Annotated in this window: 24 protein-coding genes; 8 read left to right on the top strand and 16 right to left on the bottom strand. The window is 54.4% G+C overall.

Annotation, left to right across the window (positions count from 1 at the left end; all coding sequences use genetic code 11):
* The first annotated feature begins 15 nt into the window (after positions 1-15).
* Complete coding sequence (locus tag HV107_RS05575) at positions 16-735, top strand: DUF2884 domain-containing protein (protein ID WP_014071705.1); 720 nt, start codon at positions 16-18, stop codon at positions 733-735.
* Between the two features lie 118 nt (positions 736-853).
* Positions 854-2008 carry an IS481 family transposase gene (locus HV107_RS05570; RefSeq protein ID WP_182059390.1) on the top strand — a complete coding sequence of 385 codons (1155 nt, stop codon included), beginning with the start codon at positions 854-856 and terminating at the stop codon, positions 2006-2008.
* Positions 2009-2107: 99 nt separating this feature from the next.
* Here the strand turns inward: HV107_RS05570 and HV107_RS05565 are convergent, their stop codons facing one another.
* From HV107_RS05565 to HV107_RS05540, 6 genes are read right to left on the bottom strand one after another with little or no spacing between them, the layout of a single operon-like run.
* Positions 2108-2446 carry an endonuclease domain-containing protein gene (locus HV107_RS05565; protein WP_182062379.1) on the bottom strand — a complete coding sequence of 113 codons (339 nt, stop codon included), beginning with the start codon at positions 2444-2446 and terminating at the stop codon, positions 2108-2110.
* A 56-nt stretch (positions 2447-2502) separates the two neighbouring features.
* The gene (gene hemW / locus HV107_RS05560; RefSeq protein WP_182062378.1) at positions 2503-3651 is read right to left on the bottom strand and encodes a radical SAM family heme chaperone HemW; all 1149 of its coding nucleotides are present in this window, start codon (positions 3649-3651) and stop codon (positions 2503-2505) included.
* Entirely contained in the window at positions 3644-4237 is a 594-nt protein-coding gene (locus tag HV107_RS05555) for an XTP/dITP diphosphatase (protein WP_182062377.1), read from the bottom strand. Before HV107_RS05555 ends, hemW begins: the two co-directional genes overlap by 8 nt.
* 3 nt (positions 4238-4240) lie before the next feature.
* On the bottom strand, positions 4241-4537 hold the full coding sequence (gene yggU / locus HV107_RS05550) for a DUF167 family protein YggU (RefSeq protein ID WP_182062376.1): 297 nt from the start codon (positions 4535-4537) through the stop codon (positions 4241-4243).
* The gene (locus tag HV107_RS05545) at positions 4534-5100 is read right to left on the bottom strand and encodes a YggT family protein (protein WP_182062375.1); all 567 of its coding nucleotides are present in this window, start codon (positions 5098-5100) and stop codon (positions 4534-4536) included. Before HV107_RS05545 ends, yggU begins: the two co-directional genes overlap by 4 nt.
* 18 nt (positions 5101-5118) lie before the next feature.
* Positions 5119-5823 carry a YggS family pyridoxal phosphate-dependent enzyme gene (locus tag HV107_RS05540; protein WP_182062374.1) on the bottom strand — a complete coding sequence of 235 codons (705 nt, stop codon included), beginning with the start codon at positions 5821-5823 and terminating at the stop codon, positions 5119-5121.
* Between the two features lie 17 nt (positions 5824-5840).
* On the opposite strand from HV107_RS05540, the gene HV107_RS05535 reads away from it, so the two are divergent.
* Both HV107_RS05535 and HV107_RS05530 read left to right on the top strand, forming a co-directional pair.
* Positions 5841-6848 (top strand): type IV pilus twitching motility protein PilT, encoded by a 1008-nt coding sequence (locus HV107_RS05535; protein ID WP_182062373.1) that lies wholly within the window; start codon positions 5841-5843, stop codon positions 6846-6848.
* A 60-nt stretch (positions 6849-6908) separates the two neighbouring features.
* Complete coding sequence (locus HV107_RS05530) at positions 6909-7631, top strand: IclR family transcriptional regulator (RefSeq protein WP_182062372.1); 723 nt, start codon at positions 6909-6911, stop codon at positions 7629-7631.
* Here the strand turns inward: HV107_RS05530 and ruvX are convergent.
* The 8 genes from ruvX to metK all read right to left on the bottom strand — a co-directional run bounded on the left by ruvX (position 7625) and on the right by metK (position 14704).
* A complete protein-coding gene (gene ruvX / locus HV107_RS05525) occupies positions 7625-8041 on the bottom strand; it encodes a Holliday junction resolvase RuvX (RefSeq protein WP_014071696.1) in 417 nt (138 codons plus the stop codon). The genes HV107_RS05530 and ruvX overlap by 7 nt on opposite strands.
* Positions 8041-8601 (bottom strand): YqgE/AlgH family protein, encoded by a 561-nt coding sequence (locus HV107_RS05520; RefSeq protein WP_182062371.1) that lies wholly within the window; start codon positions 8599-8601, stop codon positions 8041-8043. The genes ruvX and HV107_RS05520 overlap by 1 nt, the downstream gene beginning before the upstream one ends.
* Positions 8602-8675: 74 nt before the next feature.
* The gene (gshB, locus tag HV107_RS05515; RefSeq protein WP_182062370.1) at positions 8676-9623 is read right to left on the bottom strand and encodes a glutathione synthase; all 948 of its coding nucleotides are present in this window, start codon (positions 9621-9623) and stop codon (positions 8676-8678) included.
* Between the two features lie 19 nt (positions 9624-9642).
* Positions 9643-10374: a 16S rRNA (uracil(1498)-N(3))-methyltransferase gene (gene rsmE, locus HV107_RS05510; RefSeq protein WP_182062369.1), complete on the bottom strand. Its 732-nt coding sequence runs from the start codon at positions 10372-10374 to the stop codon at positions 9643-9645.
* 52 nt (positions 10375-10426) lie between these two features.
* Positions 10427-11134 (bottom strand): deoxyribonuclease I, encoded by a 708-nt coding sequence (endA, locus tag HV107_RS05505; protein WP_182062368.1) that lies wholly within the window; start codon positions 11132-11134, stop codon positions 10427-10429.
* 94 nt (positions 11135-11228) lie between these two features.
* Positions 11229-11726 (bottom strand): SprT family zinc-dependent metalloprotease, encoded by a 498-nt coding sequence (locus tag HV107_RS05500; protein WP_182062367.1) that lies wholly within the window; start codon positions 11724-11726, stop codon positions 11229-11231.
* A 58-nt stretch (positions 11727-11784) separates the two neighbouring features.
* A complete protein-coding gene (galP, locus tag HV107_RS05495) occupies positions 11785-13182 on the bottom strand; it encodes a galactose/proton symporter (protein ID WP_182062366.1) in 1398 nt (465 codons plus the stop codon).
* Positions 13183-13549: 367 nt separating this feature from the next.
* The gene (metK, locus tag HV107_RS05490; RefSeq protein ID WP_182062365.1) at positions 13550-14704 is read right to left on the bottom strand and encodes a methionine adenosyltransferase; all 1155 of its coding nucleotides are present in this window, start codon (positions 14702-14704) and stop codon (positions 13550-13552) included.
* 663 nt (positions 14705-15367) lie between these two features.
* On the opposite strand from metK, the gene yqgB reads away from it, so the two are divergent.
* The 3 genes from yqgB to speB all read left to right on the top strand — a co-directional run bounded on the left by yqgB (position 15368) and on the right by speB (position 18612).
* Positions 15368-15499, top strand: a complete 132-nt coding sequence (gene yqgB, locus HV107_RS05480) for an acid stress response protein YqgB (RefSeq protein ID WP_182062364.1) — start codon at positions 15368-15370, stop codon at positions 15497-15499.
* Positions 15500-15507: 8 nt separating this feature from the next.
* A complete protein-coding gene (gene speA / locus HV107_RS05475; protein WP_182062363.1) occupies positions 15508-17484 on the top strand; it encodes a biosynthetic arginine decarboxylase in 1977 nt (658 codons plus the stop codon).
* A gap of 207 nt (positions 17485-17691) precedes the next feature.
* Complete coding sequence (gene speB / locus HV107_RS05470) at positions 17692-18612, top strand: agmatinase (RefSeq protein ID WP_014071686.1); 921 nt, start codon at positions 17692-17694, stop codon at positions 18610-18612.
* Positions 18613-18663: 51 nt separating this feature from the next.
* Here the strand turns inward: speB and HV107_RS05465 are convergent, their stop codons facing one another.
* A complete protein-coding gene (locus HV107_RS05465; RefSeq protein ID WP_182062362.1) occupies positions 18664-19932 on the bottom strand; it encodes an OprD family outer membrane porin in 1269 nt (422 codons plus the stop codon).
* A gap of 209 nt (positions 19933-20141) precedes the next feature.
* Positions 20142-20900 carry a M48 family metallopeptidase gene (locus tag HV107_RS05460; RefSeq protein ID WP_014071684.1) on the bottom strand — a complete coding sequence of 253 codons (759 nt, stop codon included), beginning with the start codon at positions 20898-20900 and terminating at the stop codon, positions 20142-20144.
* A gap of 272 nt (positions 20901-21172) precedes the next feature.
* On the opposite strand from HV107_RS05460, the gene tkt reads away from it, so the two are divergent.
* Positions 21173-23164, top strand: a complete 1992-nt coding sequence (gene tkt, locus HV107_RS05455) for a transketolase (protein WP_182062361.1) — start codon at positions 21173-21175, stop codon at positions 23162-23164.
* Positions 23165-23361: the final 197 nt, after the last annotated feature.

The raw sequence follows: 23361 nt of genomic DNA, 5'->3' as shown, positions 1-23361 counted from the left end.
TCTGAGGGAGTTTTTATGATGCGCAAAACGTTGCTGGCTGTTGCATTAATGGCAACCGGATTCACCGCCCATGCGGAGTATAAATGTGGCGTGACGCCGCGCGACGATGTGGTATTAAGCCCGCAAACCGTGCAGGTTAAAGGCGAAAACGGCAATCTGGTGATTACACCAGATGGCAACGTAACGTTTAACGGCAAACAGTACAATCTGAGCGCCGCGCAGCGCGAGCAGGCAAAAGATTATCAGGCAGATTTGCGTACCGCGCTGCCGTGGATTGATGAAGGTGCGCTGACACGCGTTGAAAAGAGCCGTGTCGCACTGGATAAAATCATCACCAAAGAGGTGGGTGAGAGCAGCAATATGCGTACTCGCCTGACCAAGCTGGACAAACAGCTAAAAGAGCAGATGAACCGCATTATTGAGCATCGTACCGATGGCCTGACGTTCCACTATAAAGCGATTGACCAGGTCCGTGCCGATGGGCAGCAACTGGTGAATCAGGCGATGGGCGGTATCTTGCAGGACAGCATCAACGAAATGGGTGCCAAAGCTGTGCTAAAAGGCGGCGGAAACCCATTGCAGGGCGTTTTAGGTAGTCTGGGCGGCCTACAGACCTCGATTCAGAACGAATGGAAGAATCAGGAAGATGATTTCCAGCAGTTCGGTAAAGACGTGTGTAAGCGCGTGGTATCGCTGGAAGACAGCCGTAAGGCGCTGGTGGGGACGCTGAAGTAAGATTTCTGCGCGCTGTGCCCCTCACCCCGGCCCTCTCCCACTGTACGGTCCGGGGACATAGTGAACACTTGTTCGGGGACATGGTAGACACTTACAACTAAGGCATAAGAACCCGTTTATGGAGTCGCTTATGTCCTGGGATGCGAGAGATACCATGTCATTACGTACCGAGTTTGTTTTGTTCGCCTCGCAGGACGGGGCGAACATCCGTTCCCTCTGCCGTCGCTTCGGCATTTCACCTGCCACCGGCTATAAGTGGCTTCGCCGCTGGGCGGAGGAAGGGGCCTCCGGCCTTCAGGACCGCCCGCGCATACCGCACCATTCCCCGAACCGCTCATCTGACGACATCACTGCCCTGCTGCGTATAGCGCATGACCGCCATGAACGCTGGGGCGCACGCAAGATAAAGCGCTGGCTGGAAGACCAGGGGCACACCATGCCCGCCTTCAGCACCGTCCATAACCTCATGGCCCGTCACGGTCTGCTGCCGGGCACTTCACCGGGCATTCCCGCCACGGGACGGTTCGAACATGACGCGCCGAACCGCCTCTGGCAGATGGATTTTAAGGGCCACTTTCCCTTTGGAGGCGGCCGCTGCCATCCGCTCACCCTGCTGGACGACCACTCCCGATTTTCCCTGTGCCTGGCGCACTGTACCGATGAACGGCGCGAGACCGTGCAGCAGCAGCTGGTCAGCGTGTTTGAGCGCTACGGCCTGCCGGACCGGATGACGATGGACAACGGTTCTCCGTGGGGAGACACCACCGGCACCTGGACGGCGCTGGAGCTGTGGCTGATGCGTCTGGGTATCCGGGTGGGGCACTCCCGGCCGTATCATCCGCAGACGCAGGGTAAGCTGGAGCGTTTTCACCGGAGCCTGAAGGCAGAAGTGCTGCAGGGGAAGTGGTTCGCGAGCGGGGGCGAACTGCAGCGCGCCTTCGACCACTGGCGGACAGTCTATAACCTTGAACGCCCGCATGAGGCGCTGGATATGGCGGTACCGGGGTCGCGGTATAAGCCGTCAGAGCGGCAGTACAGCGGCAACACCACGCCCCCGGAATACGACGAGGGCGTGATGGTCAGGAAAGTGGATATCAGCGGAAAGCTGAGCGTGAAAGGGGTAAGTCTGAGCGCAGGCAAGGCGTTCAGGGGAGAACGGGTCGGGCTGAAGGAGATGCAGGAAGACGGCAGCTACGAGGTGTGGTGGTACAGCACGAAAGTGGGGGTGATCGACCTGAAGAAAAAGTCGATCACCATGGGTAAAGGATGTTAAAAAGTGTTCACCATGTCCCCGAACACCTGTCTACCATGTCCCCGGAACGTACACCCACAGGGAGAGGGGGTAAGCGTTCCCTCTCCCTGTGGGAGAGGGTTAGGGTGAGGGCATCAGGCTCTGCAATTTTTGCAAAATAACCATCAAGACTTCTTCTTCGTTCACCATAAATTCATTATTCCAGAACCGCAAAACTTCCCAGCCGTTTGCGTTTAAGAACGCAGTTCTTCGTAAGTCATACGCCGCTTCATCCTGATGTTGCCCTCCATCCAGCTCAACGATCAGTTTCGCCTTAAAACAAGCAAAATCGACGATATACGTACCAACCGGCATCTGGCGGCGAAACTTATACCCAAAGAATCGCCGTCCTCTGAGCAAATACCAGAGGCGTAATTCTTCGGGCGTCATTTGTTTGCGGAGTTGTTTTGATTTGTCCATCCCCACACTCTGCCAGCCTTTCTCTTAGCTGGCAGAACGGGATGCAAAATCCTGAATCAGCTTTCAGATTCTTCGGCGAGGAACAGCTCCAGAAGGGAATTTAAGAACAGTTTTCCGTGTTCGGTAATCTGCCAGAAATCATCGCACTCGGTGAGATACTTCTGCGCCAGCGCTTCGTCAATCTGTGGGCGTATCACCGACTCCGGCAAGCCGGTGTACAGCGTAAACTCCGCACGTGGGGCGGCTTCCAGCAGGCGGAAGCGGTTCATAAAGAACTCGAACGGTTTATCAGCAACCTCAACATCATGACTGCGCTCCAGGTAACGCCCTTCCATAAACCCGCGCGGATGACGCGTCTTGGCGGTACGCAGAATGCGTCCGTCCGGGAAGGTCACTTTACCGTGTGCGCCGCAGCCAATACCCAGATAATCACCAAAGCGCCAGTAGTTCAGGTTGTGCTGACACTGGTAGCCTGGCTTCGCATACGCGGAGGTTTCGTACTGCTGATAGCCTGCGGCGGTCAGCAACTGATGCCCCTGCTCAAAGATGTCCCACAGCGCGTCATCATCCGGCAGTACCGGTGGGCGGGAGCCAAACAGCGTGTTCGGTTCAATGGTCAACTGATACCAGGAGAGATGCGGCGGGTTCAGCGCAATTGCCTGGCGCAAGTCGTCCAGCGCCTCTTCCAGGGACTGATCCGGCAGGCCGTGCATCAAATCGAGGTTAAAACTGCGCAGGCCAAGACCCGTCGCCAGGTTTGCCGCACGTTTTGCCTCTTCCGGGCCGTGAATACGTCCCAGACGTTTTAATTTTGGCTCGCTAAAACTCTGCACGCCGATGGAAATACGGTTCACCCCCGCGCGCTGATACTCGATAAAACGGTCAGCTTCAACGGTTCCGGGGTTGGCTTCCATCGTAATTTCAGCATCCGCCGCCAGATTGAGGCGCGCTCTCACGCCATCCAGCAGCGTTTGCATTGCCGGGCCTGACAGCAGGCTCGGCGTACCGCCACCAATAAAAATGGTCTTAACTTCACGTCCCTGTGCGTAAGGTACATCGGCATCCAGGTCAGCCAGCAGATGCGCAACGTAGTCATCGTGCGGCACTTCGCCTTTCAGCGCGTGCGAGTTGAAATCGCAGTACGGGCATTTCTGTACGCACCACGGGATATGAATATAAAGACTCAGAGGTGGCAAATTAGCCATTACGTAATGCTTCCAGTAACAGTTTCAGTGCGCGTCCACGGTGGGAAATCGCGCTTTTCTCTTCGCGGGTCAGTTCCGCAGCGGTTTTGCCCTCAGTCGGGACAAAGAAAATCGGATCATAGCCAAAACCGCCGTTGCCTGCCGCTTCACGGGTAATCACGCCCGGCCAACTGCCGTGGCAGACAACGGGTGTTGGGTCTTCTGCATGACGCAGATAGACCAGCACGCAGTGGAACTGCGCCTGACGCTTTTCGTCAGGAACATCTTGCAGCGCAACAAGCAGTTTTTCCAGATTCTGCTGGTCAGTAGCATCAACGCCTGAATAACGCGCGGAATAGATGCCTGGCGCACCACCCAGATAATCAACAGCCAGACCAGAGTCATCGGCAATCGCGGGCAGGCCAGTAACCTGTGCCGCGTGGCGCGCCTTCAGGATCGCGTTTTCAATAAACGTCAGGCCCGTCTCTTCGGCGGACTCTACGCCCAGTTCAGTCTGTGCGACGACATCCAGACCAAAATCATTCAACAGCGAGGCCAGCTCGCGCACCTTACCGGCGTTACCGGTAGCGAGAACAACTTTCTGCATCGTTTATTCCTGTTCTTTCAGAGCCGCGACTTCCGTCGGGATGGATTTCGGGTCGAGGATTTTTACCTGTTTATGACGCCCAAGTTCACCCTTTTCAATGATGACCTGACTTTTGGCGACGCGAAACTGTTTAGCCAGATATTTGGTCAGATGCGCATTCGCCTGGCCATCAACGGGTGGGGCGGTGATGGCGACTTTTAATTCGTCGCCATGCAGTCCAACAATACTATCGCGGCTGGCTTTAGGTTGAATATACAACCGTAAAACCAGCCCATCGGCGCAGGTGCTTACTGCACTCATAACGCCATCCACAGCCCCGGCAGCAGCATGTTGCCCGTAGCCTGTAGCAGCTCGGTGATGCCCATGTTGATGACGTACAACAACAACACCAGAATCATCGGTGAAAAGTCGATGCCGCCCATCGAAGGCAACAGACTGCGGATTGGGCGCAGCAGCGGCTCGGCAAGCTGAATCAGGGCATATTCCACCGGACTACGGCCCTGGCTTACCCAGCTCATGATTGCCATCACCAGCAGCACCCAGAAAATCAACAACCCGATGGTTTTGACCAGAATCAGAACGGCGGCGATCCAGATAATTGGCTGGAACGTCACCACCATAAACAGCACGATGGCCTTAATGACGCTGAGTACAAAAGCGACCAGTAAAGAGGCGCTGTCAATTGGCCCCATTGCCGGGATCACACGGCGCAGTGGCCCCACCACAGGTTGCGTGATTTTCACAACAAACTGCGAGAAGGGATTGTAAAAATCACAACGCGCCCACTGCATCCAGACGCGCAGTAATAGCGCCATCGTATACAGTTCAATCACCGTTGAGAGCAGGAAAGTCAACGTCTTCATGGCGTTCCTCAGGTTTCCTTATTTTTGGGGGTAATCGCGCGCACCGAAAATAGCTGTGCCAATGCGCACCATAGTGCTGCCTGCCGCAATTGCGGCTTCCATATCGTCCGACATGCCCAGAGAAAGCGTGTCGACCGTAGAGTAGCGCGCTTTAAGCGCCTCAAATGCTACAGCCATTTGCTGTGCCACGGCAAACTGCCTTTCGTAACTTGACTCAGGCGCCGGGATGGCCATCAATCCGCGCAGGGTTAACCCCGGAAGCGCGGCCACCTCTGCCGCCAGCGTATCCAGCTCGTTTAGCGCGATGCCCGACTTGCTGTTCTCGTCACTGATATTGATTTGAATCAGCACGTTAAGTGGCGCGAGTCCGGCCGGACGTTGCTCGCTGAGACGGGTCGCAATACGCAGGCGATCAAGGGTATGACACCAGTCAAAGTGCTCTGCGACCAGACGGCTTTTGTTCGACTGCAACGGGCCAATAAAGTGCCATTGCAGGTCGCTATTTCCCCGTTCCTGGAAATAACGAATTTTGTCCACGCCCTCCTGCACGTAGTTTTCACCAAACGCACGATGGCCAGCGGCAATCGCTTCTGCGATGGCGCTCGCAGGCTTGGTTTTGCTCACTGCAAGTAACGTAACTTCTTCTGGAGCACGGCCGCAACGCGTTGCTGCGGCTGAGATTTTGTCCCGGACCTGTGCCAGGTTATGCGCAATGTCGTTCATTTTCCGAGGAGAGTCGTGTGGTAATGGAAGAAATTGTGGCCCTTAGTGTAAAGCATAATGTGTCGGATCTACACCTGTGTAGTGATTCACCGCCACGCTGGCGCAGGGCAGGTACGCTTGAACCTGCGCCATTCCCGCCGCCGGATATTACGCAGCTATTAAAAACGTGGCTTAACGACGAACAACAGGGAACCTGGTGGGCAAATGGGCAGGTGGATTTTGCAGTGACGCTCACCAGCCAGCAGCGTTTACGCGGCAGTGCATTCCGCCACATTAACGGGGCCTCACTCACGCTCAGACTCTTGCCGGCGAGCTGCCCGCAGCTTTCGGCGCTGGGTGCGCCACGTGTGCTCCCGGTACTGCTGGACAACGACAGTGGTCTGATTCTGGTGACAGGGGCAACCGGAAGTGGCAAATCCACCACGCTTGCGGCAATGGTGGATCATCTTAACCGCCACTACGATAAACACATTCTGACGCTGGAAGACCCGGTTGAGTTTATATATCAAAGCGATCGCTGTCTTATCCATCAGCGGGAGATAGGCCAACACTGTCCTTCATTTGCAGAGGCGCTTCGCGCCGCATTACGTGAAGATCCTGATGTGATTTTGTTGGGGGAGCTTCGCGATAGCGAAACGATCAGGCTGGCCCTTACGGCAGCGGAAACCGGCCATCTGGTGCTGGCAACGCTGCATACACGTGGTGCTGCGCAGGCAATAGAGCGCCTGGTCGATACCTTTCCGGCACAGGAAAAAGATCCGGTGCGCAATCAACTGGCGGGTAGTCTTCGCGCGGTACTGGCGCAAAAGCTCTTTCGGGATGTTCAGGGAGGGCGCGTGGCACTGTACGAACTGCTGGTGAATACTTCAGCGTCGGCAAACCTTATCCGTGAGGGCAAAACCTGGCAATTGCCTGGTATTATCCAGACCGGGCAACAGGCGGGGATGCAGAATTTTGACCAAAGCTTTGCCGAACGCAGAGCGCAAGGGCGGCTTCACGAAAGGTCGGCGGTTGCGCCGGGTTGACCTTGTATCCTTGCGTGCGAGCGGTAGAATCGAGTCTCTATCTTTTGAGCAAACGAAACCATGTCATCACAACCAAATCAAAGCCTGATTGACGGTATACGCTGTCTGCAATACCTGGTGTCCAGCGATCGTGCGATTGGGTGTCGCGAGCTGGCGCGTCTGATGGGAATTAACACCACTCGCGCTAACCGCCTGCTGATGACAATGGCCTCGATTGGCCTGACGATGCAGGACGAACACCGCCGCTATCTGCCGGGGCCAGGTATCCATGCCCTTGCGGCGCAGTCCATTCGTGGTTCAGCGCTTTTTTCCCGCGCGTTGCCAATACTGGAGCGTTACGCTCCGCGCGATATTGTCGTCGCGCTCGGGGTGCTGTGGGAGGATCAGATTATCTACATCTGGCACTCGGTGCCAGGCAGCCAAACGACACAGGCGCTGGCCGGTTATCGGATGCTCCCGGCCTGGCAGTCCGTCATTGGCATGGCATTACTGGCAGAAGAGAGCGACGAACAGCTGAAATTACGCTTCACCGACGAGCAGTGGCGCAACCTGGCGCCCCACGTTGAGCTGCAGCGTAAAACCGGCCACGTTATCTGGCATCACGATGATGGGGAAGTATCGATGGCTATTCCGGTTGGTGTTCATCATGCTGCGCTGGCATTTGCCGGAATGTGGAATGTCGGGAATGATGTGGTGGAAGCGCGCCTTCAGGCGCTACAGGAACTCAACGCTAAACTGCTGGAAATGCCCGATTTTACGGGCAATTCAGAAGAGGCTCAGTAACCCTGCTCGAAATAGCTTTCGAGGATCACCACAGCAGAAGCAGAGTCCACGCTACCCTTGTTGAGCGCCCTGAAACCGCCATGCTCGAACAGGCCAGCACGGGCTTCGACAGTGCTAAGGCGCTCGTCGTGCAGCTTCACTGAGACACCAAAGCGGCCATGGATTTTGTTGGCGAACTTACGCGCACGCGCGGTGAGCGGTTGTTCGGTGCCATCCATATTCAGCGGTAGCCCAACGATAACGTCATCCGGTTGCCACTCTTTGAGCAGGCGTTCGATAAGCGTCCAGTCTGGCGTGCCATCGTTCGCTTTTAACGCCGTCAGTGGGCGCGCCGTGCCGGTAATACGCTGGCCGACGGCAACGCCAATACTTCGGGTGCCAAAATCAAAAGCTAAAAGCGTCCCGCTCATTATGCGTGCCCCGCTACGCCCGGCATGGTCAGAATATCAATGCCAATGAGTTTAGCTGCATCGCGCCAGCGATCGGCAATAGGGGTCTTAAACAGGATGTTCAGATCCGCAGGCGCAGTCAGCCACGCGTTATCCAGGATCTCCTGCTCAAGCTGGCCTTTTTCCCAGGACGCATAGCCCAGCGCAACCAGCACTTCCGAAGGCTGTTCGGCGGTGCCCAGCGTTTCAAGCACGTCGCGCGAAGTCGTGATCACGGTGTTATCCGAGATACGAATGCTGGAAGAGAAACCCGGCGGCGTATGCAGGATAAAACCGCGATCTTCAGCAAGCGGCCCACCTAACATCACCGGTTTATCAAGACGAATTTCAGGCAGACGTTCTTCAGTGGTGATTTTTAGCTTTTCCAGAATGCCTTCAATTTGCAGGTTTTCCAGAGGCTTATTAATGATGATACCCATCGCACCGTCTTCATTGTATTCACAGATATAAACGACGGAACGGCGGAAAATAGGATCCTGGAGAGCAGGCATGGCAATAAGAAAGTGATGCTGTAAATTCATTGTCAGAGGTTCTGTTTCCTGGTTTAAAAAGCGACAGCGCCCAGTATGGGGACAAACTCAGGCGCTGTCACAGGTTATTTCTGTAAACGTTTTTCAATAGCGTCCATCAGCATTCCGGTGATCGAGATTGGGAATTCGGCCTCGATTTCACGAATGCAGGTTGGGCTGGTGACGTTCACTTCGGTCAGGCGGTCGCCGATGATATCCAGGCCAACGAAGATCAGGCCTTTGGCTTTAAGCGTTGGGCCAACGCGGCGGGCAATTTCCCAGTCGCTTTCGGTCAACGGACGCGGTTCGCCACGGCCACCTGCCGCCAGGTTACCACGGGTTTCGCCGCCCTGCGGGATACGCGCCAGGCAGTAAGGAACCGGTTCGCCATCCACCACCAGAACGCGCTTGTCGCCATCGACGATGGCAGGCAGATAGTTTTGCGCCATGCAGTAACGGGTACCCAGTTCGGTCAGCGTTTCGGCAATCACGCCAATGTTCGGGTCGCTCTCTTTCACGCGGAAAATCGATGCGCCGCCCATACCGTCCAGCGGTTTCATGATGATATCGCCGTGCTTCTGCCAGAAGGCTTTCAGCTGTGCTTTATTGCGGGTTACCAGCGTTTCCGGCGTCAGATCTGAGAACCAGGCGGTGTAGAGCTTCTCGTTACAGTCGCGCAGGCTCTGCGGTTTATTCACGATCAGCGTGCCTTTTTCTTCTGCGCGCTCAAGGATATAGGTGCAGTAGATAAATTCGGTGTCGAACGGCGGATCTTTACGCATCAGGATCACATCGAGATCGGCAAGCTGGATATCCTGCTCGGTGCCGAATTCGTACCATTTATCGTAGTTCTGCTCGACGTTAACAATACGGGTGCGTGCGCGGGCTTCACCGTTGATCAGGTAGAGATCGTTCATCTCCATGTAGTGGAGTTCATAGCCGCGACGCTGCGCTTCCAGCAGCATAGCGAAGCTGGAATCTTTCTTGATGTTAATGTTTGCGATGGGATCCATCACGATGCCGAGCTTGATCATGTTCCTCTCCAATAATGCTTCAACCCAGATCGCCAAACCGCACTTGCAGCGCGGTAATGGCAGTGAGTGCCGTTGTCTCAGTGCGCAGAACGCGAGGTCCCAACAGAATATCAGTAAACTCGTAACGCGCCGTCATAGCAATTTCGTCAGCAGACAGGCCGCCTTCCGGGCCAATCAACAGGCGAACACGTTCAACGGGCAGCGGCAACGTATTAATACTGGCGCTGGCGCGCGGGTGGAGGTTGAGCTTAAGCCCGCTGTCCTGTTCGGCACACCAGTTTTCCAGATCCATCGCCGGGCGGATCTCCGGGATGCGGTTGCGGCCGCTCTGTTCACAGGCAGCAATGGCGATTTTCTGCCACTGCTGGATCTTTTTGTTCAGACGTTCCGCATCCAGTTTAACGCCACAGCGCTCAGAAAAAAGTGGCGTAATGAGGCTTACACCCAGTTCGATCGATTTCTGGATGGTGAATTCCATCTTTTCACCGCGCGACATCACCTGGCCTAAATGAATATGCAGCGGCGATTCACGGTCATCCACTTCGCCACGCAGCACATTTACATGCACGCTTTTCTTATCAGCACGGGTGATTTCAGCGTCGAAAACCTGATTTGAGCCGTCGAAAAGCTGGACAGCCTGGCCTGCGCCCATGCGCAGCACGCGGCCAACATGGTTGGCGGCTTCGTCGGACAGGGCGATTTCGCGGCCTGCGGTAATCAGTTCAGGGTGGTAAATGCGAGGGATGCGCATAGTCAGAAATTCCGTGTGTCATGCAATGTAAGCGAATTGCCGCTAGTGTAGGTTAGCTCTTTTGCGCCTGGCAAGCTCGCTGGACATAAGGGTTATGATTCCCCTGCGCTTTGGCGATGCGTTCGTCGCGCTGGCACTCCCAGTCGGTGACCGGATATTGCTTATCCCAGGCATTAAACAGCTGTGTCTGCTGGCGGGAGAGGGTGAGGTCGTAACGGTCACGCATATAGAAGTAGGTGCGGGCGATACTGCCGCGCGCTCGAGCCGGTGGCTCAGCCACTTTCTCTTTAAAATCTACCTTCATGGCGCACTGCCCGTACTGACCTTCGCCGCCATTCCACTGGCCGTACATAAAGTTGCCGCGATCGCCGTTCACTTCGCCCACCGCCGGTTGCAGGTTATGCATATCGCTTTCCATCTGGCGGTAGACCGGGTCTTTGGCGCAGTTTTTTCGCCCGCCGTCCTGCCAGCACTGGCGCTGGTGGCCAAACTGCCATGCCGGAACAACGTGTTCCCATTCGATTCGGCTGGCGCGGTTTTCATTTTTACGCACTTTATAGCCGCAGGATTCGAGATCAACGATCCCTTTTTTGCCCTGCCAGTTAATCTTACAGCCACAGTAGAAATCACCTGGAACGTCGGCGTTAACTTTTACACCTGCGTTTTTAGCCTGAGAGAAACTGTTAATACCATCGGCCAGCGTATAGCCTGAGAATGCCGTCGCCAGAAAAGCGACCGCGAGAGAAATATTACGGGACATCGTTAACTCCGTGTCAAAACGAGCCCGCAACGTAACGAATGTTGTTCCTGTATGCAATCAGTCAGATCAGGAAAGTTCCTGATTGTTCAATTGATTATTCTGCAACCAGCGGCTCGCCGCATTTGACGCAGCGATAGGTGGCTTCACCGCGTACCACGCGATTATGACGGCGCACGGTCAGTTGATGCTGCTGGCACTGGCAGCGGTAGGGGAAGGTATTGCGGCGAACCGACTCCAGCTCGAACTGATGAGTTCTGCGTGCCGGAATGCCAAGCACCGCTTCCATCATCCATTTCCACTCTTTGCCGTGCGGCGCAACGCGCCCAAAGTGTTTCCATACCAGCAGATGGGCCAGCTCGTGCGGAACCACTTCATCGATAAACGCCTGCTGGTTTTCCATCATCAGCACCGGGTTAAGACGGATTTCGTACGACTCCAGCCAGGCCGTGCCGGCAGAGGTTCCACGCTGCTGATAGACGAGCTTAGGTTCCGGGTAATTGCGATCGAGCTTCTGGTTTGCCTGGGCGAGTTTTTCCCGCAGGCTGCGCATTACGGCCTGCTGAATAGCGATGGGAAGACGGGGCGTTTTCATAGGGGCAGAGCATAGAGCTTGCGAAAGGGAGGTGCAAGAGGCACCTCCCGCAGGCAGGTTAGTCGTGCGCGCCAATCTCGCGCAGAGGACGGCCTTTCATCAGATTACGTTCAATATGTTCCAGCGACACGTGTTTGGTTTCTGGAACCAGCCACACGGTCAGCACAATAAAGAACAGGTTCAGAGCAGAGTAAACCCAGAAGGTGTTGGCATTACCCAGGCTATTAAGCATGGTCAGGAAGGTTGCGCCGACAATCATGTTGGCGATCCAGTTGGTTGCGGTAGAGCAGGTGATACCAAAATCACGCCCTTTCAGCGGCTGGATCTCAGAGCACAGGACCCAAATCAGCGGGCCGGCGCTCATCGCAAAACCTACAATGAACATCAGCAGCATGGCCACGGCAAAGTACTGTGCAGAAGGTGAGTGAATGCCCACATGCATCATGGTACCGAGGACGCCCATCCCCACCGCCATCACCAGGAAGCCCAGCGTCAACGTTGGTTTGCGTCCCCAACGGTCAACCAGACCAATGGCGATAAAGGTGGCCAGCACGTTAGTCAGGCCCACGATCACGGTGCCCCACATCTGTTCGGTGGTATTGGTGTAACCCGCCAGCTCAAAAATTTTTGGCGCGTAGTACATGATGACGTTCATCCCGGTGAACTGCTGCATCACCTGGAGGAGTACGCCCAGGAATACGGCGCGGCGGAAGTTGCTGTTTTCTTTGAACAGTGCCCAGCCGGACTGTTTCACCTTCAGGCTTTCGCGGATCTCTTCCAGCTCTTTTTTCGCTTCTGCGCTGGTATCGCGCAGGCGCAATAACACGCGCTCAGCATCCACGAAGCGGCGTTTTGCGGCAAACCAGCGCGGGCTGTCCGGCAGGAAGAACACACCAATCAGCAGCAGGATCGCAGGGATAATAATGACGCCGAGCATCCAGCGCCAGGCGCCGCTGTAGCTGAACGCGGTATCGGAAAGGTAGGCTCCCAGAATACCGATGGTGATCATCAGCTGATACATCGAAATCATGCTGCCACGGATTTTCTCTGGTGCGATTTCTGACAGGTAAAGCGGGGCGGTATAAGAGGCCACACCAACCGCCAGACCGAGCAGTACACGGGATAGCAGCAGCACTTCTACGTTTGGTGCCGCCGCAGAGAACAGTGAACCGGCTACGAACAGAATAGCGCCGATCATCAGGCTTTTTTTACGGCCCAGTTTGAAGGAGAGCCAGCCGCTGCCGACTGCACCCACCGCTGCACCGAACATCATGGAGCTCACTACCCATTCCTGAGTGTGGGCGGTTATCTGGAACTCATCGGTGATGAAGGGTAGCGCACCGGCAATCACGCCGATATCCAGGCCAAAGAGTAATCCTGCCAGGGCGGCGAGGAAGCAGACGAAGAAAGTCATCGCCTTGTTGGACGTACGCCCCTGTTTTTTATTGTCAGGCATTATGCCCTCCAGTTGGGTTATCAGTTTTATCGATGTAAAGGGTAGGTTAGTAAGGGGTAAAAATATGTGATGCAAATCACATTGGTGTAATCGGTTACACAGGTATTCTGATGTAAATGTAATTAAGATATTGAAAATATAGATATAAATTGAGTGATGTGCATCGGGGGTGTTTATATTTCAGACTTAACTGAAATGAAATGTAACGCCAGAAGAAAGGCGATCATGCAAAGAGATTATTCTGAAAGAAAAGCAATACGTGGGTTGTGTAAGCGGTTTCATATGATGTGCTTTGCTGCAGCCACCCGACTTTAAAATGCAAAAAGGCCAGCCCGGAGGCTGGCCTTTCAAAGCAACGGTCAGTCGGTTATTTCAGGCCGGCAGCTTCACGCAGCTGCGCGGCTTTGTCGGTTTTTTCCCATGGGAAATGTTCACGACCAAAGTGACCGTACGCAGCGGTTTCTTTGTAGATTGGGTGCAGCAGATCCAGCATCTGAATCAGGCCGTATGGACGCAGGTCGAAGAACTCGCGCACCAGCAGGGTTAGCTGTTCAGAAGGCACTTTCTCAGTACCGAAGGTTTCAACCATGATGGAGGTTGGTTCAGCCACGCCGATAGCGTAGGAAACCTGAATCTCACAACGGTCAGCCAGGCCCGCAGCAACGATGTTTTTCGCAACATAACGTGCAGCGTACGCAGCAGAACGGTCAACTTTAGACGGATCTTTACCAGAGAATGCACCGCCGCCGTGACGCGCCATGCCGCCGTAGGTATCAACGATGATTTTACGACCGGTCAGACCGCAGTCACCCATTGGGCCACCGATAACAAAGCGTCCGGTTGGGTTGATGAAGAATTTGGTCGACGCGCTCAGCCACTCGGAAGGCAGTACCGGCTTGATGATCTCTTCCATCACGGCTTCTTGCAGAGATTTCTGATCAATATCTTCGGCGTGCTGAGTGGACAGAACTACGGCATCGATACCGACGATTTTGCCGTCGTCATACTGGAAGGTTACCTGGCTTTTCGCATCCGGGCGCAGCCACGGCAGGGTACCGTTTTTACGCACTTCAGCCTGACGCTGCACCAGACGGTGTGCGTAGGTCACAGGTGCTGGCATCAGCACGTCAGTTTCGTTGGTTGCATAACCGAACATCAGACCCTGGTCGCCCGCGCCCTGTTCCAGCGGATCGGCACGGTCAACACCCTGGTTGATGTCCGGAGACTGTTTGCCGATTGCGCTCAGTACTGCACAAGAATTGGCATCAAAGCCCATATCAGAATGTACATAACCGATTTCACGCACCGTGTTACGGGTGATCTCTTCGATATCAACCCATGCGCTGGTGGTGATCTCACCGCCAACCAGAACCATGCCGGTTTTGACATAGGTTTCACACGCTACGCGCGCTTTAGGATCCTGCTCCAGGATCGCATCCAGCACCGCATCGGAGATTTGGTCAGCAATTTTATCAGGATGTCCTTCTGATACGGACTCGGACGTAAACAGGTGTTTTGCCATGTTTTATTTCACCTAAGAGGAATTTGGTTAGCTCAAGCTGCTGTGTGGAATAGCCAAAGGAGATAATTCTACCAAGGCCTGCAGGATTTTGACACTGGCAGTCTGAGTGTTAATCAGTATGGATGGATTAACATCTGGACGTCTATTTTAGGTCACTTCTTCACCCGATTTCCAGTTTTTTTTGACTAAGCTCTCACTGCGTTGAAATCGAAGCTGGAAATATTTCCTGACGGCGATGGCAACACGCATATTTTTGTTTTGCTTTTTAGCCACCTTCTCGGTATAAAACGCGGCGCGCGGCTCATGCAAAAAAAGCGCTCGATGAACTCATCGTGTCGCCACTTCCAGCCGGGTTAAGCAGTGAACTTTTAGCTTTGGCTTGTGGTCCGTTTCAACAGGAGCGGCCGTGGAGGTGATACGAGATAATGAACCATCGTTTTCCGCTAATTCAGCGCAGCCGTTCTGGCGCGCATTTGATTCCCGCAACCCGCATTTCTAGTCTGCAAACCTGCCGATGTTATACCCATCTCGGCGCTTCTCAGGATTCCAGGGCCGGTCACGCTTTGTGAAAACTGAACAAGGGCGCTCTTGTTAATACAAGAGTTTTCTCGTGGTTTCGCCGAACCTTGTCATACAGAGTTCGGATACGTGTTTTACAATGATATGAATAAGAAACCGGTCGCACGGTCAGGATTTCAGCATACTATGCTGGAAAACGGAGCCGTTTATGGGTTGTTATCGCCGTATAACGCTGCGATAGTAGTCAACTGTTTTACACTTATTACAAAGAGTTGAGGTTCGCTATGTCTGACGACATGTCTTCTTTTTCGCCTTCGTCAGCGGGCGAACAGGGTGTACTACGTTCTATGCAGGAGGTTGCGATGAGCTCCGAGGAAGCCAGCAAGATGCTGCGCACTTACAATATTGCCTGGTGGGGCAATAACTACTACGACGTCAACGAACTGGGCCACATCAGCGTTTGCCCGGATCCCGACGTCCCTGAAGCGCGCGTGGATCTCGCCAAGCTGGTCAAAGCCCGCGAAGCACAGGGCCAGCGTTTGCCTGCACTGTTCTGCTTCCCGCAGATCCTGCAACATCGTCTGCGTTCTATTAACGCCGCGTTCAAGCGCGCGCGTGAATCCTACGGCTACAAAGGCGACTATTTCCTGGTTTACCCGATCAAGGTGAACCAGCATCGCCGCGTCATTGAATCCTTGATCCACTCTGGCGAACCGCTGGGGCTGGAAGCCGGTTCAAAAGCGGAGCTGATGGCTGTACTGGCGCACGCGGGGATGACCCGCTCAGTGATCGTCTGTAATGGCTATAAAGACCGTGAATACATTCGTCTGGCGCTGATTGGCGAGAAGATGGGCCACAAGGTCTATCTGGTTATCGAAAAGATGTCCGAAATCGCTATCGTGCTGGAAGAAGCCGAGCGTCTGAACGTGATCCCACGCCTTGGCGTGCGTGCACGTCTGGCCTCTCAGGGTTCCGGTAAATGGCAGTCCTCCGGCGGCGAAAAATCCAAATTCGGCCTGGCGGCAAACCAGGTGCTGCAACTGGTGGAGATCCTGCGTGAGCGCGGTCGTCTGGACAGCATTCAGTTGCTGCACTTCCACCTTGGTTCGCAGATGGCCAACATTCGCGATATCGCAACAGGTGTACGTGAGTCGGCGCGTTTTTACGTTGAGCTGCATAAGCTTGGCGTGAATATTCAGTGCTTCGACGTGGGCGGCGGCCTGGGTGTGGACTATGAAGGTACGCGTTCGCAGTCTGACTGTTCCGTAAACTACGGTCTGAACGAATACGCTAACAACATCATCTGGGCGATTGGTGATGCCTGTGAAGAGAACGGCCTGCCGCACCCAACGGTGATCACCGAGTCTGGCCGTGCAGTCACCGCGCACCATACGGTGCTGGTGTCCAACATTATTGGTGTTGAACGCAGCGAAATCACCGAAGCGACGCCTCCGGCAGACGATGCCCCACGTTCCCTGCAAAGCATGTGGGAAACCTGGCAGGAGATGCACGAGCCGGGCACGCGCCGTTCACTGCGCGAATGGCTGCATGACAGCCAGATGGATCTGCACGACATTCACGTCGGCTATTCTTCAGGCACCTTTAGCTTGCAGGAGCGCGCGTGGGCAGAGCAGCTCTATCTGAACATGTGCCATGAAGTGCAGAAACAGCTCGACCCGAGCAACCGCGCGCACCGTCCGATTATCGATGAGTTGCAGGAACGTATGGCGGATAAGATTTACGTCAACTTCTCGCTGTTCCAGTCGATGCCGGATGCATGGGGTATTGATCAGCTGTTCCCGGTACTGCCGCTGGAAGGGCTGAACCACGCCCCGGAACGCCGTGCGGTGCTGCTGGATATCACCTGTGACTCAGACGGTGCCATCGATCACTATGTGGATGGTGACGGTATCGCGACCACGATGCCAATGCCGGAATACGACCCGGAGAACCCACCAATGCTGGGCTTCTTTATGGTCGGGGCGTACCAGGAGATCCTCGGTAACATGCACAACCTGTTCGGCGATACCGAAGCGGTGGACGTGTTTGTCTTCCCTGACGGCAGCGTGGAAGTTGAGCTGTCCGATGAGGGTGACACCGTGGCGGACATGCTGGAATACGTTCAGTTGGATCCGAAAAAACTGCTTATCCAGTTCCGCGATCAGGTGAAAAACACCGGTCTGGACGACGCCTTGCAGCAGCAGTTCCTGGAAGAGTTTGAAGCGGGTCTGTACGGGTACACTTACCTGGAAGACGAGTAATTCCTTCCCCCTCTCCCCTGTGGGGAGAGGGGGAAGGGGCAAAGACCGCACAATGCCCTATACTCTCTTGAACCCGTATGAATTAACGGCGATAATTCGCCTCAATATGCTATTTACGAATCAATCCCTTCCTCGTCGGGTTTAACGACGCGGAGGGGATTTTTTTTCATCTTTTTTTAATGAATCGACTTTAAAAGAGGTCAGGACATGAGCACTTTAGGTCATCAGTACGATAACTCTCTGGTATCTAACGCGTTTGGTTTTTTACGCCTTCCGATGAACTTCCAGCCGTACGACAGTGATGCTGACTGGGTTATCACCGGCGTGCCGTTTGATATGGCCACCTCTGGCCGTGCGGGTGGTCGTCATGGCCCGGCAGCTATCCGTCAGGTATCGACTAACCTGGCCTGGGAGCACAATCGCTTCCCGTGGAACTTCGACATGCGTGAGCGCCTGAACGTGGTTGACTGCGGTGACCTGGTGTACGCCTTTGGCGATGCGCGTGAAATGAGCGAAAAACTCCAGGCGCACGCCGAGAAACTGCTGGCTGCCGGTAAACGTATGCTCTCCTTCGGTGGTGACCATTTCGTGACTCTGCCATTGCTGCGTGCGCACGCGAAACACTTCGGTAAAATGGCGCTGGTTCACTTTGATGCACATACCGACACCTACGCGAACGGCTGTGAATTCGATCACGGCACCATGTTCTTCACCGCGCCAAACGAAGGCCTGATCGATCCGAACCACTCTGTACAGATCGGTATTCGTACTGAGTTCGATAAAGACAATGGCTTCACCGTGCTGGATGCCGGCCAGGTTAACGATCGTGGCGTTGACGACATCATCGCGCAGGTGAAGCAGATCGTCGGTGATATGCCTGTTTATCTGACTTTCGACATCGACTGCCTGGATCCGGCATTTGCTCCGGGTACCGGTACGCCGGTGATTGGCGGCCTGACGTCTGACCGTGCCATCAAACTGGTGCGTGGCCTGAAAGATTTGAACATCGTGGGTATGGATGTGGTGGAAGTTGCGCCTGCGTACGATCAATCCGAAATCACAGCCCTGGCTGCTGCGACGCTGGCACTGGAAATGCTCTATATCCAGGCGGCGAAAAAAGGCGAGTAAGCTTAGCGGTTAAGTAAAAACCCTCACCAGCAGGTGAGGGCTTTTTTACGCTTAAAACACGTTAAACGGGTATTCCACATAGACGCGGATTTCGTCCCCGCCCACGTTGTAATCACTGGCGTTACTGGACACGCGCAGTACGGAGTAGCGCAGTTTCAGTTTCAGATCTTTCGCCGGGCCATCCTGCACCTGGTACTGAACCTGGTTAAACCACTCATGCTCTTTACCGTTGCTGGTTTCAGAGGTTTTTATGTTGTCGCCGCGCACGTATGCGGTGGTCCAGCTCAGACCCGGTAAGCCGAGTCCGGCGAAGTCCAGCCCGTAAGATGCCTGCCATGAGCGTTCGTCTTCACCGTTAAAATCAGACCAGTAAGAGTTCGCAAGCCAGATGGTATTACCACCGTCACCCACGCCGCCCTGATCGCGATAGCTGCCATAGTGGTAACCGGTGCTGCCGCTGCTTTGCTGATACGCCACCTTAAAGGTATGAATATCCCAGATATAGCTCGCCGCCATGCTCCAGATGGTGTTGCTGCGACCCGTATCGAGGCTGTCAGCGTAACCCTGATCCAGACGTGAGTTGTAGCCGTTAAAGTCGAGAACCAGCTGTTGCCCGGTGCTGAACGGCTGTTTGAAGTTCATGCCCAGATACTGCTTGTTCATTACCTCTTCAACGTGAGAAGCGTAAAGCGCGCCGCTGAACTGGTCATTGAACTGATAGCTCGCGCCGCCGAAGGAGAGGCTTTTCAGGCCGCTGTCGTGGCGGTCGTCGCTTTTGCGTTGTTCGTCAGTGAAGTAACCCGCATTGACTTCCAGCCCGTCTATCTCTTTCGAGGTCAGCATCGTCCCGGTATAGCTTTCAAACAGCAGGCGGGAGCTGTCGGCATTCACAATCGGAAGTTCAGGACGCTGGTTACCGTAGCTCAGCACGGTACTGGAGATGCGCATTTTGGCGGTCGCGCCAAATTTCGCCAGATCGGATTTCGCACGGCCATCGTCTTCCTGTTTGAAAAAGTCGATACCGCCTGCGCCGCTCTTACCACGGCCACCATCAAGGCGTACGCCGTACTGTGCAATTCCATCGACGCCAAAGCCGACCAGGCCTTCGGTGTATCCAGATGCAAATGTGGCGACGATGCCCTGACCCCATTCAGCTTTATCCTGCTGGCCCTGATGATAATCGCGGCTGATATACGCATTACGTAAAAACAGATCCAGATGGCTGTCGTCAATAAAACCCTGGCTGTCTGATTGTTGGCTTGCAAACGCGGGTAATGCGGCAAATAAACTTAAAGCAACTAACGATAATTGTTTTTTCACGGAGGGAACATCTCTGTCTTGATATATTAATTTGAAAGACTGCGAAGGGATAATTACCGGAAAATTTACTGATTGCAATAATTATGTGAGCAAAGGTTTCAGCGTCAGAATGCTGATGCGGCAAGGCTTTCAGAGCGTTATCGATACGTGCGGTTAAATTGACAATACGTGCGAAATAAAAAAGGAGGCAATATTGCCTCCTTCATAAATTATTTAATTCCGTCTGCCGCCATACGATCGCGAATATGCTGTGCGCGTTCTTCTGACGCTGGGTGATCGTCAAACATTGAGCTTTGGCGTCCCGCTTCCTGTTTTGCCAGTTTTTCGAAGCTGGTGGCTAACCCTGACGGATTAATGCCGCGTTTGCGCAACAAGTCGTAGGAGTAGTCATCGGCCTCGGATTCCTGACGCTGAGAGAACTGAGAGTTGACCAGTTTTTCACCCATATCGCCCAACTGAGACTGGGACAGGCTGCCGACAATCCCACCTGCGGAGGCCGCTGCCGCGCGAACGGCGTTGGTGCCCAGCGCAACCTGCATCCCTTTTTTCACGTGGCCGAGTGCAACGTGACCCATTTCATGACCGATGACCGCTTCAACTTCGTTGTCGTTCATCATGTCCATCAGCCCGCTGTAGACGCGAATACAGCCGTTTGCCATGGCAAATGCGTTAACGTCTTTCGCCATGTAGACCTTGTAGTTCACGGGCTGGCCGTTGATGTTGTCACCCAGAGCGGAGGCTATCTTATTCAGACGCTGCGCGTATGTGCTGCTGGCAGGGGCGATAGTGGCTTTTCCGTCCATATCTTTACAGGCCTGGTCGCTCAACGCTTTTACCTGCGCATCGCTCAGGGAATATGCCTGAAATGCTTCCGCGCCAGAGGTCATCAGACCATTAGAATCCATATTCTGACAGCCGCTCAGCAGGAGAGTTGTACCCAGGGCCAGCACAATTGCACGCATTTTCATGATGTTGCTTCCGTACTCGTTAGTCTGAATTAAATCCGAAAAGTGCACCGGCCAGAAAGCCAGTGTCGGGCTAAGTATAAGGAAGATATACGGTAGCGAGCGAGCAGATTGCGCAACATGCGAGCATGATCCAGAGATTTCTTAAGCGGCAAAAGAATGCTCCATGTACATGCCTTGTCGCTTGGGTTACATTGTTGGCACTTTTTTCCGGCGTAGCCCAAAACGCGCTGTCGTCAAGGGCATGGCCTTTAACAGTCCGATCTGGAGTTAAAATGTCCTCACGTAAAGAGCTTGCTAATGCTATTCGTGCGCTGAGCATGGACGCAGTACAGAAAGCCAAATCCGGCCACCCGGGCGCCCCTATGGGTATGGCTGATATCGCCGAAGTCCTGTGGCGTGATTTCCTGAACCACAACCCGCAGAACCCGGCCTGGGCTGACCGCGACCGTTTCGTGCTGTCTAACGGCCACGGCTCAATGCTGATCTACAGCCTGCTGCACCTCACTGGCTATGACCTGCCAATCGAAGAACTGAAAAACTTCCGTCAGCTGCACTCCAAAACCCCGGGTCACCCGGAAGTGGGCTACACCGCTGGTGTAGAAACCACCACTGGCCCGCTGGGTCAGGGTATTGCTAACGCTGTGGGTATGGCGATTGCCGAGAAAACTCTGGCAGCACAGTTCAACCGTCCGGGTCACGATATCGTTGACCACTTCACCTACGCTTTCATGGGCGACGGCTGCATGATGGAAGGCATTTCTCACGAAGTGTGCTCCCTGGCAGGTACCCTGAAGCTGGGCAAACTGGTTGCGTTCTATGACGACAACGGTATCTCCATCGACGGTCACGTTGAAGGCTGGTTTACTGATGACACCGCAGCACGTTTCGAAGCCTACGGCTGGCACGTGGTGCGTGGTGTTGATGGCCACGATGCTGACTCGATCAAACGCGCAGTAGAAGAAGCTCGCGCCGTGACCGACAAACCGTCCCTGCTGATGTGCAAAACCATCATCGGCTTCGGTTCTCCGAACAAAGCGGGCACCCACGATTCCCACGGTGCGCCACTGGGTGATGCGGAAATCGCGCTGACCCGTGAAGCTCTGGGCTGGAACCACCCTGCATTCGAAATCCCATCTGACATCTATGCTCAGTGGGATGCTAAAGAAGCCGGCCAGGTGAAAGAAGCGGCATGGAACGAGAAGTTCGCGGCGTACGCGAAAGCCTTCCCGCAGGAAGCAGCTGAATTCACCCGTCGTATGAAAGGCGACATGCCGTCTGACTTCGACGCGAAAGCGAACGAGTTCATTGCGAAACTTCAGGCGAACCCGTCCAAAATCGCCAGCCGTAAAGCATCACAGAATGCGATTGAAGCATTCGGCCCTTGGCTTCCAGAATTCCTGGGCGGCTCCGCTGACCTGGCGCCATCTAACCTGACTATCTGGTCTGGCTCTAAAGCGATCAACGAAGATACCGCCGGTAACTACATCCATTACGGTGTACGTGAATTCGGTATGACCGCTATCGCGAACGGTATCTCCCTGCACGGTGGCTTCCTGCCGTACACCTCTACTTTCCTGATGTTCGTAGAATATGCACGTAACGCCGTGCGTATGGCTGCGCTGATGAAACAGCGTCAGGTGATGGTCTACACCCACGACTCCATCGGTCTGGGCGAAGATGGTCCAACTCACCAGCCGGTAGAGCAGGTGGCTTCTCTGCGTGTGACCCCGAACATGAGCACATGGCGTCCATGTGACCAGGTTGAATCTGCGGTGGCGTGGAAATACGGCGTTGAGCGTCAGGACGGCCCGACCGCACTGATCCTCTCCCGTCAGAACCTGGCACAGCAGGATCGTACCGAAGAGCAGCTGGCGAACATCGCCCGCGGTGGTTACGTGCTGAAAGACTGCGCTGGCCAGCCAGAGCTTATCTTCATCGCCACCGGTTCTGAAGTTGAGCTGGCCGTTGCTGCGTGGGACAAACTGTCTGCCGAAGGCGTTAAAGCGCGCGTGGTTTCTATGCCGTCTACCGACGCGTTCGACAAGCAGGATGCGGCCTATCGTGAATCCGTACTGCCTAAAGCGGTTTCCGCTCGCGTGGCAGTGGAAGCGGGTATCGCTGACTACTGGTTCAAATACGTGGGCCTGAATGGCGCTATCGTTGGCATGACCACCTTCGGTGAGTCTGCACCGGCAGAGCTGCTGTTCGAAGAGTTCGGCTTCACCGTAGAGAACGTTGTCGCGAAAGCGAAAGAACTGCTGTAATTACAGTTTTTTCAAAAAGGGTGCTTCGGCACCCTTTTTTATTCACATAAATTCCAGTTCAGTTATTAATATAAATTGTGCATATATTAATATATGTCTCACCTTATTTGTCCTGTGAATATTTTCATGCGAATTCGCCAAGATTTCAATATTAGTTTTTGCTAATGTGATTTGTTAGTCTTAATTACTTAGTAGGT

The sequence above is a fragment of the Enterobacter sp. RHBSTW-00175 genome, assembly GCF_013927005.1.
Lineage (GTDB): Bacteria > Pseudomonadota > Gammaproteobacteria > Enterobacterales > Enterobacteriaceae > Enterobacter.
The sequence above is the reverse complement of the archived record's forward strand: the minus strand, read 5'-3'. Positions and strand labels throughout refer to the sequence as shown.